Origin of the sequence: Cellvibrio polysaccharolyticus (assembly GCF_015182315.1) — a bacterium.
In the GTDB taxonomy this organism is placed as follows: Bacteria; Pseudomonadota; Gammaproteobacteria; order Pseudomonadales; family Cellvibrionaceae; genus Cellvibrio; species Cellvibrio polysaccharolyticus.
In genome coordinates this window covers 496244-520907 of sequence record NZ_PRDL01000001.1, presented here as the reverse complement: position 1 = coordinate 520907, position 24664 = coordinate 496244, and the positions used below count along the sequence as shown (strand labels likewise).

The window sequence follows — 24664 nt, the reverse complement described above, 5'->3', positions numbered from 1 at the left end:
AGAGTATTATGAGCAAACAGAACGCCCGTAAGACCACCCTGTTGATTATCGAAGATGACCGGGGCTTGCAAAGCCAGCTGCGCTGGCACTTCGACCAGTTTGAAACCGTATTTGCCGAAAACCGTCAGGACGCCATTGCCGCCCTGCGCCTGCATGAAGCTGCAGTCATTATTCAGGATCTCGGGTTACCGCCCGATGAAGATGGTGTAGACGAAGGCTTCAAATGCATTCAGGATATTTTACGCATCTCCCCGGCCAGCAAAATTATCGTGATGACCGGAAAAACCGATCACGAACATGCCATCCGCGCCGTCGCTATGGGTGCCTACGATTACTATCAAAAACCGGTTGATCCCGCCACGCTCGACTTGATCGTGCAGCGCGCCTTTCATATTCATGAACTGGAAGCGGACAACCGTCGCCTCAGCCAGGCACAACAGGAACCTTTACACGGCCTGATTACGCACGACCCGCTGATGCTGAAGATTTGCCGCCAGCTGGAAAAGATCTCGCCAACCACTGTCACCTGCACCCTGCTTGGTGAAAGCGGCACCGGCAAAGAAGTATTAGCCCGAGCCATCCACCAGCTGAGCCCTCGCCGCGACAGGCGCTTTATCGCCATCAACTGCGCCGCCGTGCCGGAAAACCTGATCGAAAGCGAGCTGTTTGGCTACGAGAAAGGCGCTTTTACCGGCGCTAACAAGCAAACTATGGGCAAGGTGGAAACCGCCCATGAAGGCACACTGTTTCTTGACGAAATAGGCGACATGCCACTGAATTTGCAGTCCAAATTACTGCGTTTTCTGCAAGAGCGGGTTATCGAACGGGTGGGCGGACGCACCGAAATCCCGGTCGATGTGCGGGTGATCTGCGCTACCAACAAGAACTTGCAACAAATGGTGTATGACGGCACCTTCCGCGAAGACCTGTTTTACCGCATCTGCGAGATGACGGTGGAGATTCCACCGCTGCGCATGCGCAGCGGCGACAAGGTTTTGCTGGCCCGCCATTTTATGAACCGTTTTGCCAAAGAACATCGCCAGCAAATTACCGGTTTTACACCGGATGCGGTGGCCTCCATTGAATCCTATACCTGGCCGGGCAACATTCGGGAGATGGAAAACAAAGTCAAACGCGCGGTGATTATGGCAGACAGCCGGCATATAACCCGTGACGATCTTGGTTTGGAGATCGCCGGCGATCTATCCCTGAACTTGCGCCACGTGCGGCAGGAAGCGGAAAGAAATGCAATTTTACGCGCCCTGAGTATGACCGATAACAACATCTCCGCCGCCGCAAAACTACTGGGCATAACCCGCCCAACTTTTTATGACCTTATCAAAAAATACGATATGCCCGTTACGCAAGTACCAAATGGCATCGAAAATGAGTGACTTAAGCGACAAGTGTAAAAAAAACTGACGCTTAAATTTTTTTTGGTATTTTAAAACCCCGCCAAGTTTGCCATCATGAGACTTTGGATGACACGCTACATGCATCGCCATTAGCGGGCCGACCTGGAGGGGTTCAAGCAATTTTTTGCCTCCCTGCTCATCCTGCATCTTTTCACTATTTGGATGGCAGCATGAGCCGTAACATTTGTCGATTTTTTTGCCAGCAGTCGCTGCTGGTAATGAGCTTGCTTACAGTAGCCTGTGGTGGTGGCGGCAGCGACTCGGGTTCAGACTCTCGTCCGGTAACCACCGGCTCATCGTCATCAGCAACCTCAATTGCTCCGACACCTTCCAGCGCTCAACAAGCTTCGTCTATCCCGTCGCCAAACGGTACCGCCACTCCAGCCAATTTACACAGCAATGAAATATCGGCGACCAGCGTGAGCCTGGCGTGGGATGCGGTGTCGATGGGCACTCAGGCAGTTCAGTATCGCATTACCCGCAACGGCAAAATCATTGCTACTACAGAGTCTCCCACCTATAACGATAATGGACTGGAACCCGGCCAACAATATCTCTACCGGGTACAGAGTGGCACCACCAGTTGGTCAGCTTACACAGGAGCGCTGGCAATTCGTACCGCGCCTGCAGGCACAGCGGCTAACTCCAGCAGCTCGGCATCGGGAAGACCTGGCGAACTTCCTTACGACAACCAGCCCCCATCAATCCCCTCCGGCTTCCAGGCCACCAACGTTAAAGACACACGTATTGATCTGGTATGGCAAGCAGCACGCGATAACGTCGGGGTCAGTGTTTATGAGATTCATCGTAATGGCGACCTGGTAGCCACCATCAGTGGCCGGGTGCTGACCTATCTGGATCAGAACCTCTCGCCCAACACCCGCTATACCTACACTCTTCGTGCTCGCGACGGCGCTGGTAACGTCTCCGGTTTTAGTCTGCCGCTGGATGCCCAAACTATCGGGACCCTGAGTACGACCGGTGTAAAATTGACATGGCAACACCCGCAACAACGCGAAAACGGCCGCTATCTGGAGCTGAATGAAATTCGGGGTTATGAATTGCGTTATCGCCCCGACAGCCTGAGCGCTTACAAAGTGGTGGCCATCCCTGGAAATACCACCACCGCCTATACTTCAGCGTCCTGGTCCCCCCATTGGGATTTTGAGATTGCCGTTTATGACAACAAAGGCTTGTATAGCGAATTTGTCGCGCTCAGACCTCAATAGCAAAAGCAACGCGGTGCCTGACTCGCAGCCAGGCACCGCGCCTGCTTCAATCCTCACTCAAGCATTTGATTTACATCAAGAGGGGTGTTGGTTTTTTTTACACCCCACCAAAAAAACCTGCCAACAATTCTTATAACTCATTGAAAAAAATGGATTTTTTTAGTTGGCACAATAACTGCTTTGTATTATCCGTTAGTGATCAGGTCCCGAAGACCAAACTTCACATCCCCTCATTTTATTTACACGGAAGATAACGCGATGAAAGCATTTATGAAAACGCTGTTGGCTGGAGGAGCATTGCTCGCTGCAGCTTCCACTACCCAGGCTGCTGTTATCAGCATTAATGTATTTGATGACGCTGCCGCGGCTGAAGCCCTTTTTCTCAGCAAATTGAACCATCATGTAACGGAAGATTTTGAAAATCTGCCACTGCATGGTTTTGCCCAGTCACACTCTAACGACCAATTGGCCTGGGTTGATACTGCAACCACCTTTCAAACCAGCGTTGGCGACTTTACTCTGGTAACTCCTGGCGGCACCAATGCCGGTGACACCGAGCGATCTACAGAATTGAAAATTGAAGACTCTTCTACGGGCGAAGAAGGCCGTGAAGTAGCATCAGGAAACTGGCTCGATAGCAACGATGCCAAGAAAGTGCAGTGGAACATCTCCATCGGTGGCGCACCGTTCAATGCCATCGGCTTTTATCTGGCTGATGCCAACGACCAGGGCGCTCGCCTGATCCTGAAGTTGACCGACGGCAGCGAAGTTGATGCTACTTATCAACTGACCAGTGCCCTGCCAAACGGCAATATCAAGTACATTACTCTTACCAGCGATGTAAGCATCTCCAGCGCCAGCCTGATTTTTGATACAGGTTATGCCGCTCGTGATGGCTGGGGCATTGATAACGTGACCGTTGGCCAAGTACCGGAACCAGGCACTTTGTTGCTGCTCGGTTTGGGTCTGCTGGGTCTCGGTGCTGCACGTCGTCGCATGCGCTCCTGATTACTGACCAGGCAAGACACGAAAAGGCCGGCGCAAGCTGGCCTTTTTTATATTGACTGTAATGGCTCCGCTGTTAAAGCGACTGTCCATCAGCTACTATCCAGGATCGGTAACAGCTCCGGTTTGACGCATGGAAGTTCGCACCCCACCCCACATTCCCCGGAAATTTTCCGGTCTTTCCCGATGGCTGCCTTTATTGCTGGTCACAGCCTTTGTTATTCTTTTTTTCACTACCTGGACAAGTCTTTTTGAACGCTGGACTCGCTGGGACGAAGGGCTTTCCCATGGCCTGTTGATTATCGCCGCATTCTTTTATTTCTTTTATAACAGCCTGCCCTGGCAAACGTACAAAGACCCCATCGCTCTTCGGCTGAGCCTCTTGATCCTTCTCGTGATTTTTTCTGTCACTCAAGCGCTTGCCTGGCATCTGAATATCTTCATTATTGAACAACTTGCCATCCTGCCGCTGCTATTTCTTTTTTATGCCTCGATCTACGGTCTGAAAACTGCCTGGCAGCAACGACTGGTATTTGCTCTGCTCATTTTTGCCATCCCGGTTTGGGATCAACTCAATGATTTGCTACTGTCGATGAGCAGTAACGTGGTGGGCTGGATGGTCAAGGCGATCGGCATGCCTGCACTTATTGAAGGCAATAGTATTTTTATTCCCTACGGGCATATTCTTATTGCCGATGGCTGCTCAGGCATTCGTTATTTCGTTATCGCCCTCGCCCTGGGTTACATCATCAGCCTGTTAAATCACTACAACATCAAGCGCATGCTGATGACACTGCTGGTTGCAGCATCAATCGGTTTATTCGCCAACTGGATTCGAATATTTATTTTGATTCTGGTAGGTCACGAAACAAAAATGCAAAGCCCGCTGATGGCAGACCATGAATATTTTGGCTGGATATTATTCGGCTGCCTGTGTTTACCTGCCATCTACTTTGCCCCGGTTGTGCGCCAACCGCAAAGATCACCCATCAGCCTGCAATTACCCTCGTTGCTCTCCATTATTGCAGGCATCATCCTGCTGGCATCCGGCCCTCTGGCGGTATGGTTACTGACGAACAAACCAGCATTTACCGACTGGCAAACCCGGCTGGAGATTACCAGTAACCCGGCCAATGTGACTTTGCCCATCCCGGTTACACTCGCCGCTGGCGGGTTTCATGAAACCCGCCGCGTTGAGCGCGATGGTGTAGCGGTTTATATCAACATCGACCATTACCAACGTGTCGATAAAACAGACAAGCTTGTTCCTTATCTGCCCCGCTTGTTTAACAACGAAAGCTGGGCAATACAGGAGCAAACCGGCTCCGAAATCCTCCCCGGTGTGTTAACGCGCTTTCGACAAAAAGCCGGAATCCGGGAAGTGGTGCAACTGCAATGGCTGGAAGTGGGCCCATACCGGACGGGCTCAATGAGCCAGGCAAAATTACTGCAGATACCGGCAGCAATAACGCAGTCACCTTTTTTTACTATTGTGACATTGCAAACACCTTGTGATGCCCAAGCCTGTGACAATGTCGTCCCGGTATTTAACGACGTCATTTCTGATTTCATGCTGTTGAAGGACAACTAAGTGGAAATTATCTTCTGGATTAGCGCCTTGCTGGTTATTTATATCTACGCAGGCTACCCGCTCTTGTTAAAGGTTTTACCGGCTCATAAACCGGGTATACAAATTGCCCCCAGCGAACCGCCCAAAGTAACGGTATTGATCGCGGCTTATAATGAAGCAGCCCATATAGAGGCGACCATTCGCAACAAACTTGACCAGCAGTATCCGGCAGACCATCTGAATATTATTGTCATCTCGGATGAGTCTACGGATGGCACTGATGACATTGTGCAAACTATTGCCGCAGAAGATAAACGGGTGAGTCTGATAAGACAGTCACCACGACAAGGTAAAACCAGCGCGCTCAATCTGGCAATGGCCTCGGTACACAGTGATATTGTTATCTTTTCGGATGCCAATAGCATTTATCACCCGGATGCAGTCCACAACCTGGTGGAATGCTTTCAGGATCAATCCGTGGGTTATGTTACCGGTAAAATGATCTACGTCACCACTGAAGGCAAAGTGGCCGGTGATGGCTGTAGCGCTTACATGAAATACGAAAACTTGCTGCGCCGACTGGAAACCCGCGTTTCATCCGTCGTTGGAGTGGATGGCGGTATTGATGCCATTCGTCGCGACCTTTACCAGAACATGCAAGCAGACCAATTACCCGATTTTGTACAGCCGTTAAAGGTGGTCACTCAGGGCAAGCGCGTGGTCTATTGTGAAAAAGCTTTGCTCAATGAAGAAATTCTTGAAGACGATCAGAAAGAATTTAATATGCGTGTTCGGGTTTCGTTACGGGCGTATTGGGCAATGGCCGACATGCGCCACCTCTTCAACCCGAAACATTATGGCGTTTTTTCACTGCAACTGATCTCCCATAAATTCCTGCGCTACCTGGCGTTTATACCGCTAATTATTGCTTTTATCAGCAACGGCTTTATCACTGGCAACGATCCCTTCTATGCGTTTACTTATGCCGTACAAATTCTATTTTACGGCGCGGCCGCATGGGCGGCATTGAGCGGTAGCTCCCACCATAAACTGTTAAAGCTACCCCATTACTTCTGCCTGATTAATATTGCTTCGCTGATTGCGTTTATCCGCTATTCGAGAGGCGAAAAAATTGTGATGTGGAAACCTCGCGGCGGACAGGAAACCCGATGAAAATTACCATCCTCGTCGATGCGTTGCACAGTATTGCCGCCGGTAGCGAACGACAAATTTTCAAGCTGGCAGAAGGTTTAACCGCACACAAACACGATGTTGAGCTGGTGCTTTTAAGAGATACCGCCTTCACCCGCGATGGCTTTGATTTCCCCTGCGCGGTACGAACGCTTGGCATCAGCCGAATTTTTAGCTGGAATGCGATCAAAACCCTGATGGCTTTCCGCCAACAGTTGATCCAGCAAGGTGTGCAGGTAGTTCATGCCTGGTTCCCGGATGCCTGTATTCTGGCTCCTGCGTTGCTGAAATCCTCAAGGCTCCGCATCATCACGTCACGCAGAGACATGGGATTAATTTACCACGGCAAACCCTCGTGGATTTTTCGCAGGCTCGCCTTCCGAACGGACGCTGTGGTTTCCAACTCAGCAGCGGTCGCTGAGTTGATTAGCCAACAGGAACAATTACCGGACCATAAAAAACACATTATCTACAATGGCATCGACGCCTTTGATACCGATAGCAATGCGCATGAAGCAATTTTTTCGGCCACTGAAAGCATCAAGCTGATTCTGGTCGCCAACGTCAAACCGGTCAAACGAACTCTGGACGCCATCAAAGCGGTACATGCTCTACTGGTTACCGGACATGTGGTGGAACTGGCACTGGCAGGCGAAAAACAGGACGCCACCTATGTTCAGGAAATAGAAGCCTTTATCGCCGAAAAAGGTATTGCCGATGCCATCCATTGGCTGGGGCAAGTCAATGAGCCACGCCGCCTATTATCGCAAGCCGATATCGGCCTGCTGGTATCAGACTCGGAAGGGTTGTCCAATACGCTAATGGAATATATGCAAGCCGGCTTGCCCGTGGTAGCAACCAATGTTGGTGGCAACCCGGAATTGATTATCGACGGCCTGAACGGCATTTTAATTGAAAAAGGTGATATCACCGGCCTGGCAGATGCCATAGCGTCACTTGCCAATGAGCCAGCAACAAAAACTTATTATGGTGAGTGTGCCAAGGCGCGCATTGAGCAGGAGTTCTCTCTCAAAGCCATGGTAATCCAACACGAAAACCTGTACGGCAGTTAACCAATGAGCAATGACACGGACAGATTCCTGGGCAAACTGGCTTTCAGTCTCTGGGACAAAAAACAGGGTGGGCACCGGACCCGGGAATATCAACGCCTGCAAAAACAACAATATTATTCACCGGCTGAAATTGAAAACCTGCAAACGGAAAAGCTGACGCAACTTCTCAGCCATGCCTGGCAGAGCAGCAGCTGGTATCGCAACATCATGGAGAAAAACGGAATTTTGCCAGGAAGTCTGGTCACGCTCGCGGATCTGCGCAAATTCCCCATCACCACCAAAAGTGATATCCGCGAAAATACCGAACAGTTTATCAGCAGCGCTTATCAAAAGAGTGCTCTGAAAAAAGCCAAAACCGGCGGTTCTACCGGCGTTTCGCTGGACCTTTACTTTGACCAACTCTGCCAACAAAAGCGCAACGCAGCGCAAATGTATGCTGATAGTTTAGCTGGCTGGCAGGTAGGTAGTCGGGTTGCCGCCGTTTGGGGTAACCCCCCGGTTGCCAGAACGCTCCAGCAAAAAATTCGCTCCGGATTATTGGAAAAAACTATTTATCTCGACACCATGCACCTTGATAAAGAAAGTATGACCACTTTCGTTGAGCGGTGGCGAGAATTTCAACCCGACGTTATCTTTGGACATGCCCATTCCATTTATATTTTTGCCAGTTTTTTGCTTGCAGAAAAGATCACTGATCTTCGCCCTAAAGGTATTGTTGCCACTTCAATGATGTTGCTGGATCACGAACGTCAGGTCATTGAAGAAGCCTTCAACACGGCTGTAACAAACCGCTATGGCTGTGAAGAAACCGGTCTTATTGCCGTCGAGTGTGAACAGCATCAGGGCATGCACATCAATAGCTCCCACATTATTTTGGAATCTGTTGATGATAATGGCCTGCCCGTTACCGATGGCACGCCCGGAAAACTGGTAGTTACCGATCTGAACAATTACGGTATGCCATTAATACGCTATCGCATTGAAGATGTAGGCGTGCTCAGCAGCCGACCGTGTTCATGTGGTCGACAATTGCCGATACTCGAAAGACTCGAAGGGCGAGTGGCGGACTTTCTTAAAAAGAAAAATGGCGGTCAGGTTGCCGGCGTATCCCTGGTGGAGCGAACGCTTACCGATATTCCCGGGTTGCAACAAATGCAACTGGTTCAGGAATCTCTTGATACGCTCATCGTCAACCGTGTACGTGGCGCAGAATACAATGAAAACACGGATGCGGCCTTGAAAGACGAATTGCAGAGCGTGTTTGGCAACGATGTATTTATCGACATACGTGATGTTGAAAAAATTCCGCAGGAAAAATCCGGCAAGTACAGGTTCTCCATATGCAAGATATAACGTCAACCAAACCACTTGTCAGCATTGTTATAGCGACCTATAACATGGTTCAGTACCTCGGCCAGGCCATTGATTCATTGTTGGCTCAGGATTGGCGACCGCTGGAAATCATCGTTGTTAATGATGGCTCCACAGACAACACCGATGAACTGATGAAAAAATATGAGCACCGGCCGGAAGTAAAATATATTCCTACGGTGAATCAGGGACAACCGAAAGCCAAAAATATCGGCCTGCGGAATACCACCGGCGATTTCATTGCCTTTTGCGATGCCGACGATTTATGGGAAGCCAATAAGCTTTCCTTACAAATGCCACTATTTAATGACCCTAAAGTCGGTGTTGTTTACAGTGAAATCAGTAATATTGACGAAAATGGCCATCGTTACGAAAAACCGGCTGTATACAAACGTCACTCTGGCGATGTAAAAAATCAGATGCTCCTTAGGAACTTCGTACCTTTTGGTACAGCGGTCATCCGTCGCGCCTGTCTTGATAAAAATGGTGGTTTCGATGAACAATTCAGGATGGGAATCGACTGGGATTTATGGCTTCGCTACTCGCTTGACTGGCACTTTGCTTATATACCCCAGCGCACTTACATCTACCGCGAATGGTCAGGACAAATGTCTACCAACTACCGCGGTCGCTACGACCATGCATTTCGTATCCTGAACAACTTTCTGCAACAGCATAGCCAGCACTTCGATCAGGCATTGGTCAGGAAGGCCAAAGCCGATATGTATATTGGCCAAGGCAATGCTATCGCAGTCAATGAATCCACTTTTTTTGAGCCATTGAAGAATTACCTTAACGGCGTACTTATTTGTCCTTCCTATATTTATGGATGGAAATCACTCGCCAAGTTATTTTTAGGAAGACACAAGAAGCAGTATGCTTAAGCGTATTCTTATAAATATGTTCGACACACTGGGCTTGCTGGGTATCAGCCGATACCTGCATCGCAACACGCCTGTTATTTTGATGTACCATCGGATTATCGATCATCCCCTCTTGCCCGGAGTATCTCCACAGGTATTTCAGGAACAAATGCATTATCTGAAAAAAAAATTCAGAATTGTGAGCATCAATCAACTTATTAATGAAATTGCCAGTAATACAGTTAAACCCAATACGGCTGTTATTACCTTTGATGATGGACATCAGGACTTCTACACCAACGCCTGGCCGGTTCTTCGCGCAGAAAAAATCCCCGCCTCTTTATATATCACAACTGACTTTATTGATAAGAAAAGCATGCTATGGCCAGATGTACTGCGCTACCTGCTGATCAACAGCCAGCACACTGAGTTACTACTGGACGACCTGGGGAAGTTTCCGCTGGCATCTGACAAGGATAAATTGCTGACCTGGAATATCCTGGGAAATTACTGCCTGACGCTAAGCAGCCTTCAACGACACGTGTTTTTTGAAAATTTAGCGCAGCGGCTCAACACTGAATGGATCAATGAAGCGAAAAAGCCATTTCTTCCGGTAAGCTGGGAGGAAATTAAAGAGATGCAAAGCGAAGGTTTAATTATTGGTAGCCATACGGTTAGCCATCCTATATTGAGCAAAATTACTCTGTCGGAATTGCGGGAAGAGCTGGATACCTCGTATCAACTTATTACCCAACACACCGGTGAATACCCCTTGGGGATTTGTTACCCCAACGGCATGGCAACGGACATATCACAGGTTGTTATCCGACAGGCATCTTCCATTTATCAATACGGCCTCGTTGCTTTTCCTGGCAGCATATCAAAAAATAATATGATGCAATTGGGACGCAAGGCTGCTCCGAAAACCTTGTGGAAATTCAAGCAAGTTATCAATGGCATGAATTTTCACGAAAATACTTCGGGGGGTTACCAATGAAAGTTACCCATATCATTGACAGCGGTGGCTACTACGGTGCTGAAGTTATGCTCGTTCACCTGTGCCAGGCTCAGCAAAAAGCCGGCCTTCAAGTTGAAGTAATCAGCATAGGTACGCGAGGAAACTACAAAAAGCCGCTGGAAGAGAAACTGGAAGCATACGGGATTCCCTATCTGCCATGGCGAATGCTTGCCCTTCCCGATATACGGGAGTCTTTTAAAATACTCAAGTACTGTAGAAATGGCGGAACCGATGTTATTCATTCCCATGGCTACAAAGGTAACATCTTGCTGGGACTGATTCCAAAGCGCTGGAGAAAAATACCGGTAATAACTACCGTGCATGGTTACATTCATCAGAAGCAGTTTAACAAGATGTTCATTAATCAATGGCTGGATCGCTTTTACTTACCCAAACTGGATGCAGTAGTTCTCGTCAGCGAAGGCATGAGGCATCAAGTGCCTCATGGAAAGATTGGAAAAAAACTGCATGTTATTCCCAATGGAATTCCTGACGCCAGTAACGGTGAGGCTTACGAACCCATCTCCTTTTTCAAAAGGGGCGACTATAAAATAACAGCCATAGGGCGCCTTTCTTTAGAAAAGAATTTCCAATTTTTAATTTCAGTACTTAAAAAATTACTTGTCCACCTGCCCCAATCGAAATTGGTGATATATGGAGATGGCAGTGAGCGAGATAATTTGCAAAATCTGATTAACCAACTGAACCTGAAAGATCATGTATTCCTTCCCGGATATACCAACAACACTACACAGGCATACCGCAATACGGATGTTTTTGTAAACTGTTCCCTGACGGAGGGAATGCCAATAACTATTTTAGAGGCATTGCGCGAAGGTTGCGCAATCGTGGCAAGCAGCATCCCAGCCAACCGCGAGGTTCTACCAAAGAATACTCAATACGCTGTTATCAGCGAGCTCATTGAAGATCAGTTTGTAACCGCACTCATTAAACTAAAAGAGTTGCCAAGAGAAAAAAGTCAAACTTTGAAATTGTTCTTCAAAGATCACTACACATCAAAAACTTGTGCAGAGAGGTACATTTCTCTTTATACAGAGGAAATGTTATCTCTAGAGAGAGATAAAAATGAAGTTGCTTAAAAAAATATTTTTCAAATACTTTGTATATTACCCGATAGTTTTACTTCGGGGAGAGTGGATATGGAGTCCTTTGAGACTCTTTGAAAAGTCGCAGAATTTTAATAGAGAAGAAATTTCAAATATTCAAATATCAAAATTGAATCATATTCTTAAAAAAAGCCAAAACAGCATATATTATGCACAACTCAATCTTCCGAAAAAAGTTGAAAGCCTTGACGAGATAAAGAAATTTCCATTCTTAAGTAAAGAAACACTTAGGAATAAATCTCAGATGCTTGAGACAGGAAAAAGTGGACGTCATACCACCAAGACCTCAGGGGGATCAACAGGCGCACCTGTTACAGTAAAAAAATCTGCAACGGCCATGGGCTATGAACTCGCTGCCGCATGGAGAGGATATTCGTGGGCTGGAATTGATATAGGTGATCTACAGGCTCGATTCTGGGGAGTTCCTTTAAATCCATCAATGGCGAAAAAGGCAAAACTTATAGACTTGGTTACACGCCGAATCAGATTTTCTGCGTTCAAATTCTCAAAACCCGAACTTGACTTATATCTTGAAAAACTCAACTCGGTACAACCTGATTATTTCTACGGTTACACCTCCATGCTAAACGAAATTTCTATTAACTACCTTCAGAGTGAAAGAAAATTCGATATTAGACCTAAAGCGATAATATCCACGTCAGAAGTTTTAACAGAGTCAATGCGAGACAATATTGAAAAAGCATTTAACTGCAAAGTTTTTAATGAATACGGATGTGGTGAGGTTGGCACCATAGCTCACGAATGCAGCCACGGGAAACTTCACATCAATGCAGAGAATGTGCTGATAGAAATAATCGATGAAGAGGGAATTCCTCTACCCGAGAACAGCATCGGAGAAATAGTGGTAACAGACTTGAATAACGATTTTATGCCGTTAATCAGATATCAGATAAAAGACTTTGGGTCAATCTCTTACGAACCATGCAATTGTGGCGTCAAACTTCCCATTTTGAAAGATATTAAGGGCAGAGCTTATGATTTTATTGAAAATGAAAACCATGAAAAATTTCATGGTGAATACTTCCTGTATATAGTTGAAGAGCTGAAATCCAAAGGTGTAATTATTGAAGGGATACAATTTATAAAATCCAAGGGAAAAATTAATATTCTAATTGCATCCGAGCAATCTGCTTATGATAAATCGACAACCTATATAAGAGACAAGCTTCGTCATGGATTTTCAAAAAAAATAGAATTTTATTTTTCCAAAGTAGAGAATATACCTCGGGAAGCTTCCGGAAAAATACGTGTAATCAAATCAGAAGACCAACTTTGAAATTAGTGGTAATTATGAAAGATAAAATATGGGTAACATGGGAAGATCACCGCAGGTCGAGAGAGCTGGCAAAAGCTTTTTCGGCCGATTATGTTTGTCTTACGCACCCGGGAAGGAGACCCGTGCGTTATACCATCTTAACCTTCAAAACTATTTTTACCTTATTAAAGAGAAAACCTGAAATCGTATTCTGTCAGAATCCCTCTATCATTCTAAATTCGCTATTATGTTTTCTAAAGCCATTTTTCAAATATAAAATCATATCTGATCGACACTCAAACTTTAAATTCCACACCTTAAACTCAAAGAACAGTGTATGGAAGATATTCCATTTACTTAGCGAGTACACCCTGAGAAAATCAGAAATTACTATAATTACAAATGAATATTTAAAAAACTATGTTAATACTCAGGGGGGAAATGCCTACATATTACCTGACAAACTTCCCAGCTTTGAACGCGGACAAAAAATAAAATTGCAGGGCAATTTAAACTACGTGTTTGTATGTACCTATAGCGAAGATGAACCTGTCATGGACATTCTGGATGCAGCTCGAAAAGTAGATTCACATAAACATATATACATAACTGGAAATTATAAAAAATATAGCAATCGCTTGGAGCTAGAAAGAAAAAAACCTGACAACGTAACTCTTACTGGATTTTTAGCTGAAGATGATTATCAAAAACTGATCAACTCTGCAGATGTTTTGATAGTTATTACTGATCAAGAGTATACATTGACGTGTGGTGCTTATGAGGCTGTATCTCTGGAAAAACCGATGATTCTTGGAAAAACAACAACAATAAAAAACTATTTTTCCCAAGGTGCATTGTACACCGATAGCTCAGCCAGTGATCTGGCAGAAAAAATTAATAGCATAGGCAATAATTATCTATTTCTAGAGAACCAAGTTAAATCTTTGAAATTAATTTTGAATAAAAATTGGTTCGTAAATTTTAATGAACTTGAAAAAGCTATAAAATCTCTATAAATAAATTGAACCTACCAATTGACGCATAGACATAAAAATTGCACCCAATAGCTGGGCGCATAAAAACTGATATTTATTAGAAATATCCAAGTTTAGCTAGTAAGGCGAAATTTTTTGATTAGTGAGAAGCAGAATTTTTTCATTGTAGCTGACATGGGTTTTTCGAAAATTATATGCACCAAAAAAGATGCAGCAATCACAATTACAGAAACCAACAAGACGCTACAAACTGGGCTCATAATCTGGAGAAACTCTTCAATAACAATTTTTCCGGCGCGATTATGTATTAGATAGAGTGGATAACTGATGGCGCCAAGCAATAAAAAATATCGACGGGGCTGAAAATTGAGTAGTCCCATGGAAAGCAGGTAAAACGTTAAAAAGAAAATACTGATAATTGCTGCTGCAATCATTTCATCAAGACCACCAGCACCGGGAAAGAAATCATATATCTGACTTGAAGACTTTATGATAGAAAAAATCATAGAAATGACAAGAATGGAAAGTATGAGGGGATCTCTTCTTTTATAAAGCTGGTAACAACACACACCACCAATGAAATAGAAGGAATATCCGGGACTAATAAACCAGCTTAGAAAAAATGGTTGCTCATAAAAGTGATATAAAATCGAGAGTAGGAGCCAAACTAAAAGCCAAGTTCTTATAAATCGTATTAGCCCAGTAAGAATTAATAAAAATATGCAGCCATAAAATTTAATTTCAGCTTGTAGCGTCCAAAAAACTCCATCAATGTTTTTTACCCCAAGGTAATCGTTCAATATAGAGGCATTGGCTAAAACATCAAAAATTGATATTTTTTTTTCTTCAATAAAATATATAGCCGCTACTGTAATTAATAGGCAAATCCAAAATGCGGGGTAAAGCCGTATGACTCTGGACACAGCAAAGTCAATTGCATTTCTATTTTGTGCAGATGCAATGATTACAAATCCGCTTAGCAGAAAGAAGAAATTTACACCGAGATATCCAAAAGATAATGTGTGAAGTAACCATTCTGCCCCACTGTGTTTAAGAAAAATGGAATAGTGATAAACGAGAACACTCATTGCAGCGAAAAACCTTAAGGGATCCAGAATGTTGAACCGATTTTTTCCTATCTCACTTTTACGCATAGCACTTTTATTCCTGTAAAATATTTCGACAAACTTGGCATTTAATTTGTCAGCATTTTATTGTTGCCGGGAGGGCTAATTATTCCGTAAAATTTCAGTGCAGACCACATCGTAATTAATTCTTCATATTAATTACTCCTAGAAGATTAATACTTATTATCTCTTCATTGATGACTTCGATATTTAATTTCCTTTACTACGCTGCTCATTGAGCACGAAAATAGTTCGATTTTATTAGGATGATTTATTTTTAATGAGGCCGGTTTCATAAAGAATAGTTAAATTGACATGCTTATTTTTGTTTTAAGTGCAGCTATCTTTTGTATGCCCCCCAAAAAAGCATAATATAATTTAAATTGATCATAGATATTGCCCATAAATTTTTGTTGGTGCTCCTTTTCAGCCCTCCTGTGACGCATCTTGGACTTCGAGGGGTCAGCGACCCACTCTGTTTCCCTAAAACCTTTCACTCGAAACTTTAAAAAAACGACTCTATCTGGGGGAAATTCCATTATCTCGTCAATTTCACACCTCCGAAGCTGGCACCTAATCCAACATTTCTTTTCGAGAGTTTCTCGTGATAATGTTCTTCTACCTTTTAATCTGAAGACTCTTTAAGTCCATCTTTGTTGTCGATCCAATAAAGAAGAAGAAGATATTATAAAGAGGATCTTGGCAATGATTATTTTTTAAGCAATAATATTTAAAAGATGGATCTGCTCTACGATACGTTGGTCGTTCTGATCTACAACATCACATGAAGCTGTTATACATGTTTTCTTTAAATTTTTATCATTACTAAAGTTATTGGAATAATGGACTTAAAAATTTTTCAATTCATGGGCTTACCAAACACCGAGAGTTAATGCTTTCAAACACAGATCAAGTCAATTTAAAGTGGGTATTAGAAATTGAAACACATAGCTCTAGTTGGCATCTTAACATTTGCATTTCATGCTGGCGCATCGACTCCGAATACCAAGGAGGCTGTCCTTGTAGGTGATGATATTGAAATATTGGGAACGAACTTCGGGAACGGAAACCCCATGCTATTTTGGGATGATGTAAAATCCTCATTTGATCCACAACAACAAAATGAAGCTGTAGTTCCTACTTCAGCGAATCACAAATGGAAAAATAATACTAATAGCTACGGAAAACCATTTCACTTTACCGAGTCTGAAGATACCAAGAGTCATCGCAAGTCAGTTTTTTATGAAGCAACCGCTAAGTCAACATTTTTAATGGAGCCAAATTACCAACCTCAAGATTCTCAACGGAAGAGACTTTTTGTGTCATGGTGGTACAAGCCCAGTATGGACCCAAGTACTGATGGCGGCTCCAATAAATTTATTCGAATTTGGGACAACTCCAGTGGTTATGGAACAAGAATATCATGGACTCAAATGCACTTGACATGTGGCGAAAAAGTTCATTGGGGAAGATGGAACGGGCAAGTAAATGAATGGAACCATCATATGATAGATGTGGACCTGGAGAAAAAATCCACTCGAACATGGATTAATGGGCAGTTAATACATGATCTTGCGTGTGAAAAAGACCCAGGTTATCCCAATCTGCCATTACATGTTCGACTTCTTGGCTTTGAACACAATCTAAATCTTTTTCAAAATATGACAACGGCGTTAACAGACATATACATTGCTTCAAGTCCTGCTCGAGTAGAAATTTCTGAAGATTCACGCTGGACACCAGCTATGAAAAAGGAAATATTGCCCATTAAAAGCTGGACAGATAACAAGATCGTAGTTGGCTTTCATGATGGATTAGTAAAGACCTCGGGTAAAACTTATCTCTATGTTATTAATCACGATGAAAAGGTTAACGCTCAAGGTGTCTTATTGAGCTGTCCTTCTTGCCCAAAAAGTCCACTCACGCCTTAATAGCGAAATAGTTGGAGCTTATCGATTTAGCACCGATAGGCCCCAGCTATTTTTAATGGGCCGTTAAAAACTTTCTATTATTACTCTTTATATAATTTCTATAAATTGAAAAAGATGACAACGTCAAGCCGAGCGCAAACCACCAGTATATTTCATATGTATCCATACCAAACATACCGAGAAAAAGCCTTGAAAGCAAAAAAGCTACTACAGCTTTAGATATCGCCACAACAAAACGCATATTCTCATCACACTCCAAACCTTTAATGACTTGCTTGTTAAGCCTCATCATTTTGTATATAAAGTATAAAAATATTAAAAGTCCCCAAACGCCTAAATTAGTCAAGAGCTCAAGGTACAAATTGTGAGTATCCTGCGCCCGCCCAAAGGTATCCTCCCTAACTTTAGGAAACGCCGCTACACCAACCCCCCAAGGTTTTTTCAGAAAAATTTCAAAAGCATCTTCAATAATTTCCAATCTGGTTCCAGATGAATTTCCTTCCGCCTCTTCCAAGGTGAAAATAGAGATAAATCGTTCTTTGTATTGATCAGGAGTGAATCCAACCAATGCGGGTATCACCATAGCTATGAATATAAAGAACTTCATCTTATTTTTTTTAATTAGATCCCAAGATAAGTACATACCCAAAAGTAAAGTTGCAACGTAGCCTGTTCTTGATGCAGTAAATATTATAATGACCGTACAGCAAGCAAGTAAAAACAAAAGGAAGAGTTTTTGCCACTTATTAACAAGTGGGTAAAGATAATAAATAAAAGGAAGACATCCAACGCCCATACCACTTAATGAATTTGGGTGTCGATACAGCATAGTAGATCCATGTAAACGCATCACTCCTTGATTTTCCCAAACAAGCCCTCCGCTTATCCACCCAAATAGTCCTTCCTGACCAAGTTTTGCCATAGCAATCAAGAAAGCAGTGACAGCCATCCTTAATGCCCACTCAGTTCGCACAAATGCAGCGAAAAAGAGAGCCATCATTGAGAATTTTACGACTCTATTGTAAAAAATATCGATGGAATTGCTTCTATCGTAGGAAAACACAGAATAGAAAGCTAGCACCGATATATAGAAAACGATGATTGGACGCAGGGGGCTTGGCTTATCAACAGTGAAGACTTTGAAAAAACCAACCAGTAAAAGAAAAGTGCCCAGCAAAAATTCAAATCTTATTGCACCAAGCACTCCAACTCTAGATCCAAGCTGTAGATACCAGGTAACAATATAAATACAGAAAAGTATTACAAATAATTTTTCAGAACCAACTGATTTTTTTTGTAGATCATGATGAGTCACAAAAACTTCCGCCTATTTTTAAATTTTTACAACTGATCCGAGCGCAGAAAGTCGATAATATTCTTTTGGAGTTGACTTTTTCCAAACGGGAAATTCGATACTAGCTGTATTAGATTCAAATATTTCCGAAAAAACAAAAGCTCCATCCATGATGGAACCCTGCATATAATTGACCAGGTTCTTTTCGTGATGCTCATAAACAAATGGGCTCATGAAAAACTCCTGACGAGGATTCAGCTTATTAAAAAAATCCTCTGCAAACTTAAAAGTACTCTCCACCCTCGCCATGCTTGATTTTTTAGGGAAATGTATAGACGGAATATAAAACAAATCAGGAAAAATATTCAGAGCTATTTTTTTAAAATAGCATCGATTCGATCTTAATTCGTACGGCAAAGACAGAAAATAGTCGGCAAATTTCCTATTAACAAAAGGAGTATGCACTTTTACCGAATGCTGGGCTCTATGATAGCTAAAAAGATGCGTAATCAGATTGTTTTGTCTCTGATGTATTTTCCAAAACTCATGATATGTATTTTTTGGAGAATCCGTAGTTAAAAATGCAAAATATGATTCTTTCAGATCAGCAATAATTTCGTCCTTGTATCTATCTACCAAATCAGAAAAAATAGTCTTTTTATATTTATCAAATATTTTTTCAGGGCTATTGGAGAGATCAGCTTCAGCATAACTCTCTGTCATTGCGCCAGTTAAAGGATCGCCAAAATATCCAAAAACCCTATCTAACGCGCTTAATTCAGGTGATAGCAGTCGTTCACAGCAGTATATACCGTGAGTATGCATGCCAGTTATCATTCCTCCTGATACCTGTGACGAGGACATTGAGAAATTTCTATAACAGTCGGCACCAAGATTAAAGATAGAATGGTTAAAGCTCAGTTCTCTTGCAACTTTTTTTGCACAGTAGCTTTCATAAGAAGCTCCACGCTGGAATGTGTAAGAATGCACTTTAGACGGACTCTTTTTACTAATAAGGCCTGCAAGCAATCTTGAATCAAGGCCACCAGTCAAAGGAAGCAGCACTTCCTTATTAGAAAGCTCTACATCGCTCATTAGCTCGTCGATCAATGCTATGGTGTCGTCATCATTGATATTCGCTGCCGCCGATGTCTGTATTTTAGGCAACCAAAACCAGTCACACTGCTGCTCTCCACGGTCAAGAAAGAAATTTATCTTTTGCCCTATCTGCAATTTTTGAATATTATTAAATAAAGTTCTTTTCGCCAAAGGACCATCAAAAAGAATTGACTCAAGCAAAGCAATCTTGTCTATATCTTCAGGTGATGCCCTCTCTCTCCCATAGATTTTAGCTCGCAAATACTCAACGCTATCAGACACTAACAGCTTTTTTTCATGCCACGCCCAAAAAATAGGCAGAACACCAGCTATTGTAGACATGATGGTTATTTCATTAAGGTATTCGTTGACAAAGATTCCGACTTTTTCACCATTATGGCTTTGTTGAGCATTCGTGGAAAAATACAATACGTTCAAATAATTATCCGGAATACTGGCTTGAGGATCGAGCTTATTTTTTTCAAATTCATAATAAATCATTTCATCCAATACTCTTAATTTTTCTGAAAATCAATAATAATGATCCAGCCAAATAGTACTTAATCGATTTAAAACTGAACTTTAGTTTTAAACTTTCCCTAGCGCTATCTATCTGAAGAGCATAGTTACCTTGTTTATAATGGGAATAGGCCATCCCCGCGTAAACGATAGACATTTTATTTTTAACTATTTTTCTTAGTCTGTAATCTTCACAATCATTAAGTATTCTGGAAAGCCCTAAAATCATAGATGGAGCTCTTTTGAGAAAGCCACGACCACTTATTCCGCTTTTTACAATACGATATTTATGAAGTTTTCTATTTATAAAAACAGCGTTATTTTTTTTTGAAAAACGAACCCAAAATAAGTAGTCATCTCCATTCTTTAAATCTTCACTGAATCTATCTGATTCAGTAAGCGATGATCGCCTGATGACAACACTTGAAGTACCAATATAATTGGCAGAAAGAATTGTACTATATAATACGCCGGAGTTAATCTGCTCAACTTGAACTCTATCCCCATCCGGAAAAATGTTCCATAGAGTATCGTATTCATCAAGGAAGCTTTCTTTTAGCACCCTATCATTTTCATTTATAGATGAAAAATTTGTAAATAAAAAATTAGCACCGTTATATTTATCAAGTGCCGCAACAGACAGCTCTATTTTTTGTGGGTGCATCAGGTCATCCGAATCGAATATAAATATATACTCACCCTTGGCACAATCCAACCCAATGTTTCTAGGAACAGACGGGCCGCCTGAGTTTTCTATAGATATAATCTGAAATCGCGGATCGTTTATTTTTTTTGCATACGATACCGTATTATCCGTCGAACCATCATCAATAATGATGCACTCGAAATTTGAAAATGTCTGATTCAAAATCGATTCAAGAGTACTGGCTATATATTTTTCTGCATTGTAGGCAGGAATGATAATAGTTGCTTTAGGCATACTCTTCCTCTATAAAATTCACTAATATTACAATTATGTTTCACAGAAATAAGTCCATCCTGTAGAATACATACAATGAAATTGATAAATTTATTCGATGGAGACGATAATACAGTGCTTAAATCCGGAACATCTTTACACTCCATTTGTAACCGATTTTTAAAAAAAATTGGTTATTCCATAGAAAAGATTCACCATGAAAAAATTCATGACATGAGAGGACAATTTTCTCATCCTATTTCCATTCTCTATCATGGGACAGCTGTACCTTCTTTAATAGATGTTGATATAGCTAAAGGTAGGGGGCTTCTGATCTACCCTCTTCAAAAGACGACCCACCCTTTTGTATATTCCATTTACGAAGCTATTAATTCGTCAGACCAATCCAGTTCCTTAAGAGAAACGCTCAGTCATTATTACTCTTGCGTCCAACCATCATCGGCGGCAGATTGGATAGGACTTCCTTCTACTAGCAACTCTCCTTTGCAGAAATTTTCTCCATGGGCATTAACGATGCCTTGGTCTTCAAGAACTCCCGATCAATTAAAAACGATTCGTGAAAGCACAGCACTCGAAGAAAATAAAGCATTGGGGCATCGGCTATCTATAGAAGATGGTTGGCATTTTTGGGGCCCCATATCAGCTACTAAGCTTGACATCGAAATACAACGGTTTACAAAACTCTTAAATTCTATGCAAGCCAATGGTTTCCGTCGGCATAATGGACACGATGGCGATATCAGAGCTGTAATATTGCAAAAAAAAGATGACTGGCGCTGGCAAGTTGTTGGAGGAGAACACCGAGCTGCAGCAATTTGCGCATTCGGATATAAAACAGCCCCCGTACGAGTACTACAAGTCATCAATCGTGATGACGTAGATTTTTGGCCCGGTGTTTGTAACGGGTCATTCACACGCGATGAAGCACTAAGAACGTTTGACATAATATTTCATGGTGAACTTCCCCAGGTTTCTCAAAGGTGGAATACATCAGATTGCTAGAAAATCAATTTCTTAGTAATTTTTTAAAAACGCGATCTATGATTTTATCTTTAATAACAAGGCGCTCTGATGAATTAAACAGCAGAAAACCAATGATAAGTTGACCTACCGACAAAATACTTGCGCTCATTACTAACTGCCATATTGACAGTGAGCGCCAATCTGGCATTACCCAATGCAATGAAAATGCAAATAAAGCTGCTACCGCAAGAAATATGGTAATGCGACAAATTAAGTGCTGTAAGTCGATATTAATAAGGCTTTGTATGTACAAAGGAGTAATTAATAGACGACCCACAACAAGAGGAGCCGATATACTTATTGATGCACCAATGATTCCAAATTTTGGAACAAGGACAGTCAGTAAAACTCCAATGATAGCGGTCTCCATTAAAGAAATAACAGATCCTACATTGTGTTTATTCAGCGTCAGCAATAAGCTTTGAAAAGGAGCAGCGCAATAAACTGAAAAACGTCCTACTGCAAGAATAAGAAGGCAAATAAAAGTATCTTCAACCTGAAAACTTGCCCCCATCCACAATTTGATAAAGCTATAGCCTAATAGAAGAAACCCAACATAAAATGTTACCGCCAGGAGAAGGTTTACTTTAATAAAAAAAGAAATACTGGACTTCAATTCCTGATGCGCACCTTTGGCATAATATTCGGTGAAAATTGGGCCACTAAACCCGGTCGCCTGAGTCAGAAATGTTATTGCATATTCGACTAATCTTACTGCCACATAATAGGCTGTCAGAATCCCACTAAACTGATAGAAGGCAATAAACCAGATGTCCATTTTATTTCTGAGCATGGTGTTTATATCTAATAGAAACACCCACTTGCTAAAGTGAAATACATCTTTCAAAGTAGCCGCATCTATAGAAGATTTTCTGAATTCAAGCTCTTTAAATAGGCTGGTTGTAAATCTTACATATATTGCTGTACTTACCAATCCCGTTATCATCATGATTAGAGCCATCGCAACCAGCCCATATCCATTTGATAAAAACAGATAAATCAAAACAGCGTCAAGGACGCTTTTCCCAAGTTTCACCAAAGCGATAAAGTCATATCGCATATATGCACTAAGGATTCCTGGAAACGCTTTGGCTGGAAACTCTATGGCCAGAGATAAACCGGTAACAATCAGTATCATTTTAACGACATCAAGATTGTCAGTATTATCCATTAGTTTTTCTGCGCCATATTGCGCAGCAACAATGGAAATAACCAACACAACGATGCCCAGCACACTATAAATTATTAATGCAGTATTAATAATCCGGTTGGCAGCCTCCGGATTGTTTTGATGAATATATTTGGATACATAACGGGTTACTGCTTGATTAAACCCAAGATCCAGCAAGTAATAAGTGCCTACAATACTGCCGATGACAATCCATAGGCCGTACAACTCCTGGCCTAATGTATTAATCAAAAATGGCATCATCAGAATGCCTATCGCCACGCCTACTAGCGTATTTAATACGCGAAATCCTGAACTTTTAAAAATCAATAAGGTTTTTGATGACACAATGTGGATCCAAATGAGTTGCTACGATCAGCCTTTATTCAAAGCCGATACGAATTGCTTTAGGCCTCGCATGATTTTAACGTTTGATTTTTCTACCGTTACTGTCTGTATAATTTCCTGCCGATTGGCTATGCCCGCTTTGTAGTTTTGATTTTTTCCACTCCCGGCTAAAAAATCATATTCTTGTCCGGACTCTATAGCCGTCTCGATGGCGTAACCCATATGTAAAGCACCCGGTGAAATACCTTTTAACGCATGTTCGGAAAAGCCGGATTGGAGGTTATAACGACGACCTTTGTAGAGGACATCATAAAGCACGGAAATTGGCTTCCCATTCAACAACATGGCTTGCATCAAGATCGCCCCTGTTGAGACAAATCGCTGCATGAAATTTTTCAGAAAACTTCTACTGACCGAGGTATAACAGGGTTGCCCCCATCGTATACAGTGAAAACTGTCCAACACATCAAAAAATGCATCGGCATCCCTAATATCGTACTCCCTGAATTCAAGTTCTCCTGAATTTTTCAGACGCTCACGGCGGTTAAAATACCGGGCCCGTGTCGACGCAGCTAAGGACGCCTTGTAGACACTGACATCAGCAGCACTGACGTAATAGGTCACCTCCTGCGGATTGGAATGCAAGGACCAACCAGTTTTAGCAGCCAGTAACTCTATATTCTCAGCAGCCCACTTTGCCATATCTTTAAAAACAATTTGTGACCAGGATGAATTACCCAACGCCGAAAATAGCTCTTCATCACATAAAAAATCACCCACATAATTGTATTCAGAGCGTGGAGCGGAGAGTGGGTGAATGGCAGTACCGGCCAAAGCAATCGCTTGAAAGGATAACCACTTGCGCACGGGAGATTTAATACGGTAAAAAATTTCCCGTGGGTTGTTACGACCAAAGGGGTCGATCAAGGTAATACGAGGATCTTTCCCATAGGTGTCAATCCAGGCTTCCAACCAGGCTTCACTTCGAAAAAAACTGTCTATTTTCGGAGAGGATTTTATTTCATCCACACGGGCAGAAGAATCAGGCATCGACACTATGCGTTACCCACAAAAGCCATGCCC

Annotated in this window: 20 protein-coding genes; 14 read left to right on the top strand and 6 right to left on the bottom strand. The window is 42.6% G+C overall.

Annotated features, from left to right (window positions below):
• The first annotated feature begins 8 nt into the window (after positions 1-8).
• The 12 genes from prsR to C4F51_RS02375 all read left to right on the top strand — a co-directional run bounded on the left by prsR (position 9) and on the right by C4F51_RS02375 (position 14154).
• Positions 9-1394, top strand: a complete 1386-nt coding sequence (gene prsR, locus C4F51_RS02430) for a PEP-CTERM-box response regulator transcription factor (RefSeq protein WP_193906845.1) — start codon at positions 9-11, stop codon at positions 1392-1394.
• Between the two features lie 191 nt (positions 1395-1585).
• A complete protein-coding gene (locus tag C4F51_RS02425) occupies positions 1586-2644 on the top strand; it encodes a fibronectin type III domain-containing protein (RefSeq protein WP_193906843.1) in 1059 nt (352 codons plus the stop codon).
• 258 nt (positions 2645-2902) lie between these two features.
• On the top strand, positions 2903-3652 hold the full coding sequence (locus tag C4F51_RS02420) for a PEP-CTERM sorting domain-containing protein (protein WP_193906841.1): 750 nt from the start codon (positions 2903-2905) through the stop codon (positions 3650-3652).
• A gap of 130 nt (positions 3653-3782) precedes the next feature.
• Positions 3783-5240 carry an exosortase gene (gene xrt, locus C4F51_RS02415; protein ID WP_193906839.1) on the top strand — a complete coding sequence of 486 codons (1458 nt, stop codon included), beginning with the start codon at positions 3783-3785 and terminating at the stop codon, positions 5238-5240.
• The gene (locus C4F51_RS02410; protein WP_193906837.1) at positions 5241-6392 is read left to right on the top strand and encodes a glycosyltransferase family 2 protein; all 1152 of its coding nucleotides are present in this window, start codon (positions 5241-5243) and stop codon (positions 6390-6392) included.
• Entirely contained in the window at positions 6389-7483 is a 1095-nt protein-coding gene (locus tag C4F51_RS02405; protein ID WP_193906835.1) for a glycosyltransferase, read from the top strand. Before C4F51_RS02410 ends, C4F51_RS02405 begins: the two co-directional genes overlap by 4 nt.
• Before the next feature lie 3 nt (positions 7484-7486).
• The gene (locus tag C4F51_RS02400; RefSeq protein ID WP_193906833.1) at positions 7487-8836 is read left to right on the top strand and encodes a phenylacetate--CoA ligase family protein; all 1350 of its coding nucleotides are present in this window, start codon (positions 7487-7489) and stop codon (positions 8834-8836) included.
• A complete protein-coding gene (locus C4F51_RS02395) occupies positions 8824-9738 on the top strand; it encodes a glycosyltransferase family 2 protein (protein WP_193906831.1) in 915 nt (304 codons plus the stop codon). The genes C4F51_RS02400 and C4F51_RS02395 overlap by 13 nt, the downstream gene beginning before the upstream one ends.
• On the top strand, positions 9731-10714 hold the full coding sequence (locus C4F51_RS02390) for a polysaccharide deacetylase family protein (RefSeq protein WP_193906829.1): 984 nt from the start codon (positions 9731-9733) through the stop codon (positions 10712-10714). Before C4F51_RS02395 ends, C4F51_RS02390 begins: the two co-directional genes overlap by 8 nt.
• Positions 10711-11835 carry a glycosyltransferase gene (locus tag C4F51_RS02385; protein ID WP_193906827.1) on the top strand — a complete coding sequence of 375 codons (1125 nt, stop codon included), beginning with the start codon at positions 10711-10713 and terminating at the stop codon, positions 11833-11835. Before C4F51_RS02390 ends, C4F51_RS02385 begins: the two co-directional genes overlap by 4 nt.
• Complete coding sequence (locus C4F51_RS02380; RefSeq protein ID WP_193906825.1) at positions 11822-13159, top strand: phenylacetate--CoA ligase family protein; 1338 nt, start codon at positions 11822-11824, stop codon at positions 13157-13159. Before C4F51_RS02385 ends, C4F51_RS02380 begins: the two co-directional genes overlap by 14 nt.
• Positions 13160-13164: 5 nt before the next feature.
• Positions 13165-14154, top strand: a complete 990-nt coding sequence (locus C4F51_RS02375; RefSeq protein WP_328701424.1) for a glycosyltransferase — start codon at positions 13165-13167, stop codon at positions 14152-14154.
• Between the two features lie 92 nt (positions 14155-14246).
• On the opposite strand, the gene C4F51_RS02370 is transcribed toward C4F51_RS02375, so the two are convergent.
• Positions 14247-15287, bottom strand: a complete 1041-nt coding sequence (locus tag C4F51_RS02370; protein WP_193906821.1) for an acyltransferase family protein — start codon at positions 15285-15287, stop codon at positions 14247-14249.
• A gap of 911 nt (positions 15288-16198) precedes the next feature.
• Between C4F51_RS02370 and C4F51_RS02365 the strand changes: the two genes are divergently transcribed.
• The gene (locus C4F51_RS02365) at positions 16199-17191 is read left to right on the top strand and encodes a hypothetical protein (RefSeq protein WP_193906819.1); all 993 of its coding nucleotides are present in this window, start codon (positions 16199-16201) and stop codon (positions 17189-17191) included.
• A 52-nt stretch (positions 17192-17243) separates the two neighbouring features.
• On the opposite strand, the gene C4F51_RS18295 is transcribed toward C4F51_RS02365, so the two are convergent.
• From C4F51_RS18295 to C4F51_RS02350, 3 genes are read right to left on the bottom strand one after another with little or no spacing between them, the layout of a single operon-like run.
• Positions 17244-18506, bottom strand: coding sequence for an O-antigen ligase family protein (locus tag C4F51_RS18295; protein WP_193906817.1), 1263 nt, complete (start codon positions 18504-18506; stop codon positions 17244-17246).
• An 18-nt stretch (positions 18507-18524) separates the two neighbouring features.
• On the bottom strand, positions 18525-20084 hold the full coding sequence (locus C4F51_RS02355) for an asparagine synthase C-terminal domain-containing protein (RefSeq protein ID WP_235992388.1): 1560 nt from the start codon (positions 20082-20084) through the stop codon (positions 18525-18527).
• Between the two features lies 1 nt (position 20085).
• Positions 20086-21042 carry a glycosyltransferase family 2 protein gene (locus C4F51_RS02350; RefSeq protein ID WP_193906813.1) on the bottom strand — a complete coding sequence of 319 codons (957 nt, stop codon included), beginning with the start codon at positions 21040-21042 and terminating at the stop codon, positions 20086-20088.
• Between the two features lie 75 nt (positions 21043-21117).
• Here C4F51_RS02350 and C4F51_RS02345 point away from each other — a divergent pair, with 75 nt between their 5' ends.
• Complete coding sequence (locus C4F51_RS02345) at positions 21118-22044, top strand: ParB N-terminal domain-containing protein (protein WP_193906811.1); 927 nt, start codon at positions 21118-21120, stop codon at positions 22042-22044.
• Positions 22045-22048: 4 nt separating this feature from the next.
• Here the strand turns inward: C4F51_RS02345 and C4F51_RS02340 are convergent, their stop codons facing one another.
• Together C4F51_RS02340 and C4F51_RS02335 are read right to left on the bottom strand one after the other, a co-directional pair.
• Positions 22049-23581, bottom strand: a complete 1533-nt coding sequence (locus C4F51_RS02340; RefSeq protein WP_193906809.1) for an MATE family efflux transporter — start codon at positions 23579-23581, stop codon at positions 22049-22051.
• A 27-nt stretch (positions 23582-23608) separates the two neighbouring features.
• Positions 23609-24631: a GNAT family N-acetyltransferase gene (locus tag C4F51_RS02335; protein ID WP_193906807.1), complete on the bottom strand. Its 1023-nt coding sequence runs from the start codon at positions 24629-24631 to the stop codon at positions 23609-23611.
• Positions 24632-24664: the final 33 nt, after the last annotated feature.

Coding starts and splice junctions, on each gene's coding strand:
- C4F51_RS02335 (WP_193906807.1), bottom strand. CDS start 24,631: ATGCCTGATTCTTCTGCCCGTGTGGATGAAATAAAATCCTCTCCGAAA.
- C4F51_RS02425 (WP_193906843.1), top strand. CDS start 1,586: ATGAGCCGTAACATTTGTCGATTTTTTTGCCAGCAGTCGCTGCTGGTA.
- C4F51_RS02370 (WP_193906821.1), bottom strand. CDS start 15,287: ATGCGTAAAAGTGAGATAGGAAAAAATCGGTTCAACATTCTGGATCCC.
- C4F51_RS02390 (WP_193906829.1), top strand. CDS start 9,731: ATGCTTAAGCGTATTCTTATAAATATGTTCGACACACTGGGCTTGCTG.
- C4F51_RS02405 (WP_193906835.1), top strand. CDS start 6,389: ATGAAAATTACCATCCTCGTCGATGCGTTGCACAGTATTGCCGCCGGT.
- C4F51_RS02395 (WP_193906831.1), top strand. CDS start 8,824: ATGCAAGATATAACGTCAACCAAACCACTTGTCAGCATTGTTATAGCG.
- xrt (WP_193906839.1), top strand. CDS start 3,783: ATGGAAGTTCGCACCCCACCCCACATTCCCCGGAAATTTTCCGGTCTT.
- C4F51_RS02400 (WP_193906833.1), top strand. CDS start 7,487: ATGAGCAATGACACGGACAGATTCCTGGGCAAACTGGCTTTCAGTCTC.
- C4F51_RS02350 (WP_193906813.1), bottom strand. CDS start 21,042: ATGCCTAAAGCAACTATTATCATTCCTGCCTACAATGCAGAAAAATAT.
- C4F51_RS02345 (WP_193906811.1), top strand. CDS start 21,118: ATGAAATTGATAAATTTATTCGATGGAGACGATAATACAGTGCTTAAA.
- prsR (WP_193906845.1), top strand. CDS start 9: ATGAGCAAACAGAACGCCCGTAAGACCACCCTGTTGATTATCGAAGAT.
- C4F51_RS02420 (WP_193906841.1), top strand. CDS start 2,903: ATGAAAGCATTTATGAAAACGCTGTTGGCTGGAGGAGCATTGCTCGCT.
- C4F51_RS02385 (WP_193906827.1), top strand. CDS start 10,711: ATGAAAGTTACCCATATCATTGACAGCGGTGGCTACTACGGTGCTGAA.
- C4F51_RS02355 (WP_235992388.1), bottom strand. CDS start 20,084: ATGATTTATTATGAATTTGAAAAAAATAAGCTCGATCCTCAAGCCAGT.
- C4F51_RS02380 (WP_193906825.1), top strand. CDS start 11,822: ATGAAGTTGCTTAAAAAAATATTTTTCAAATACTTTGTATATTACCCG.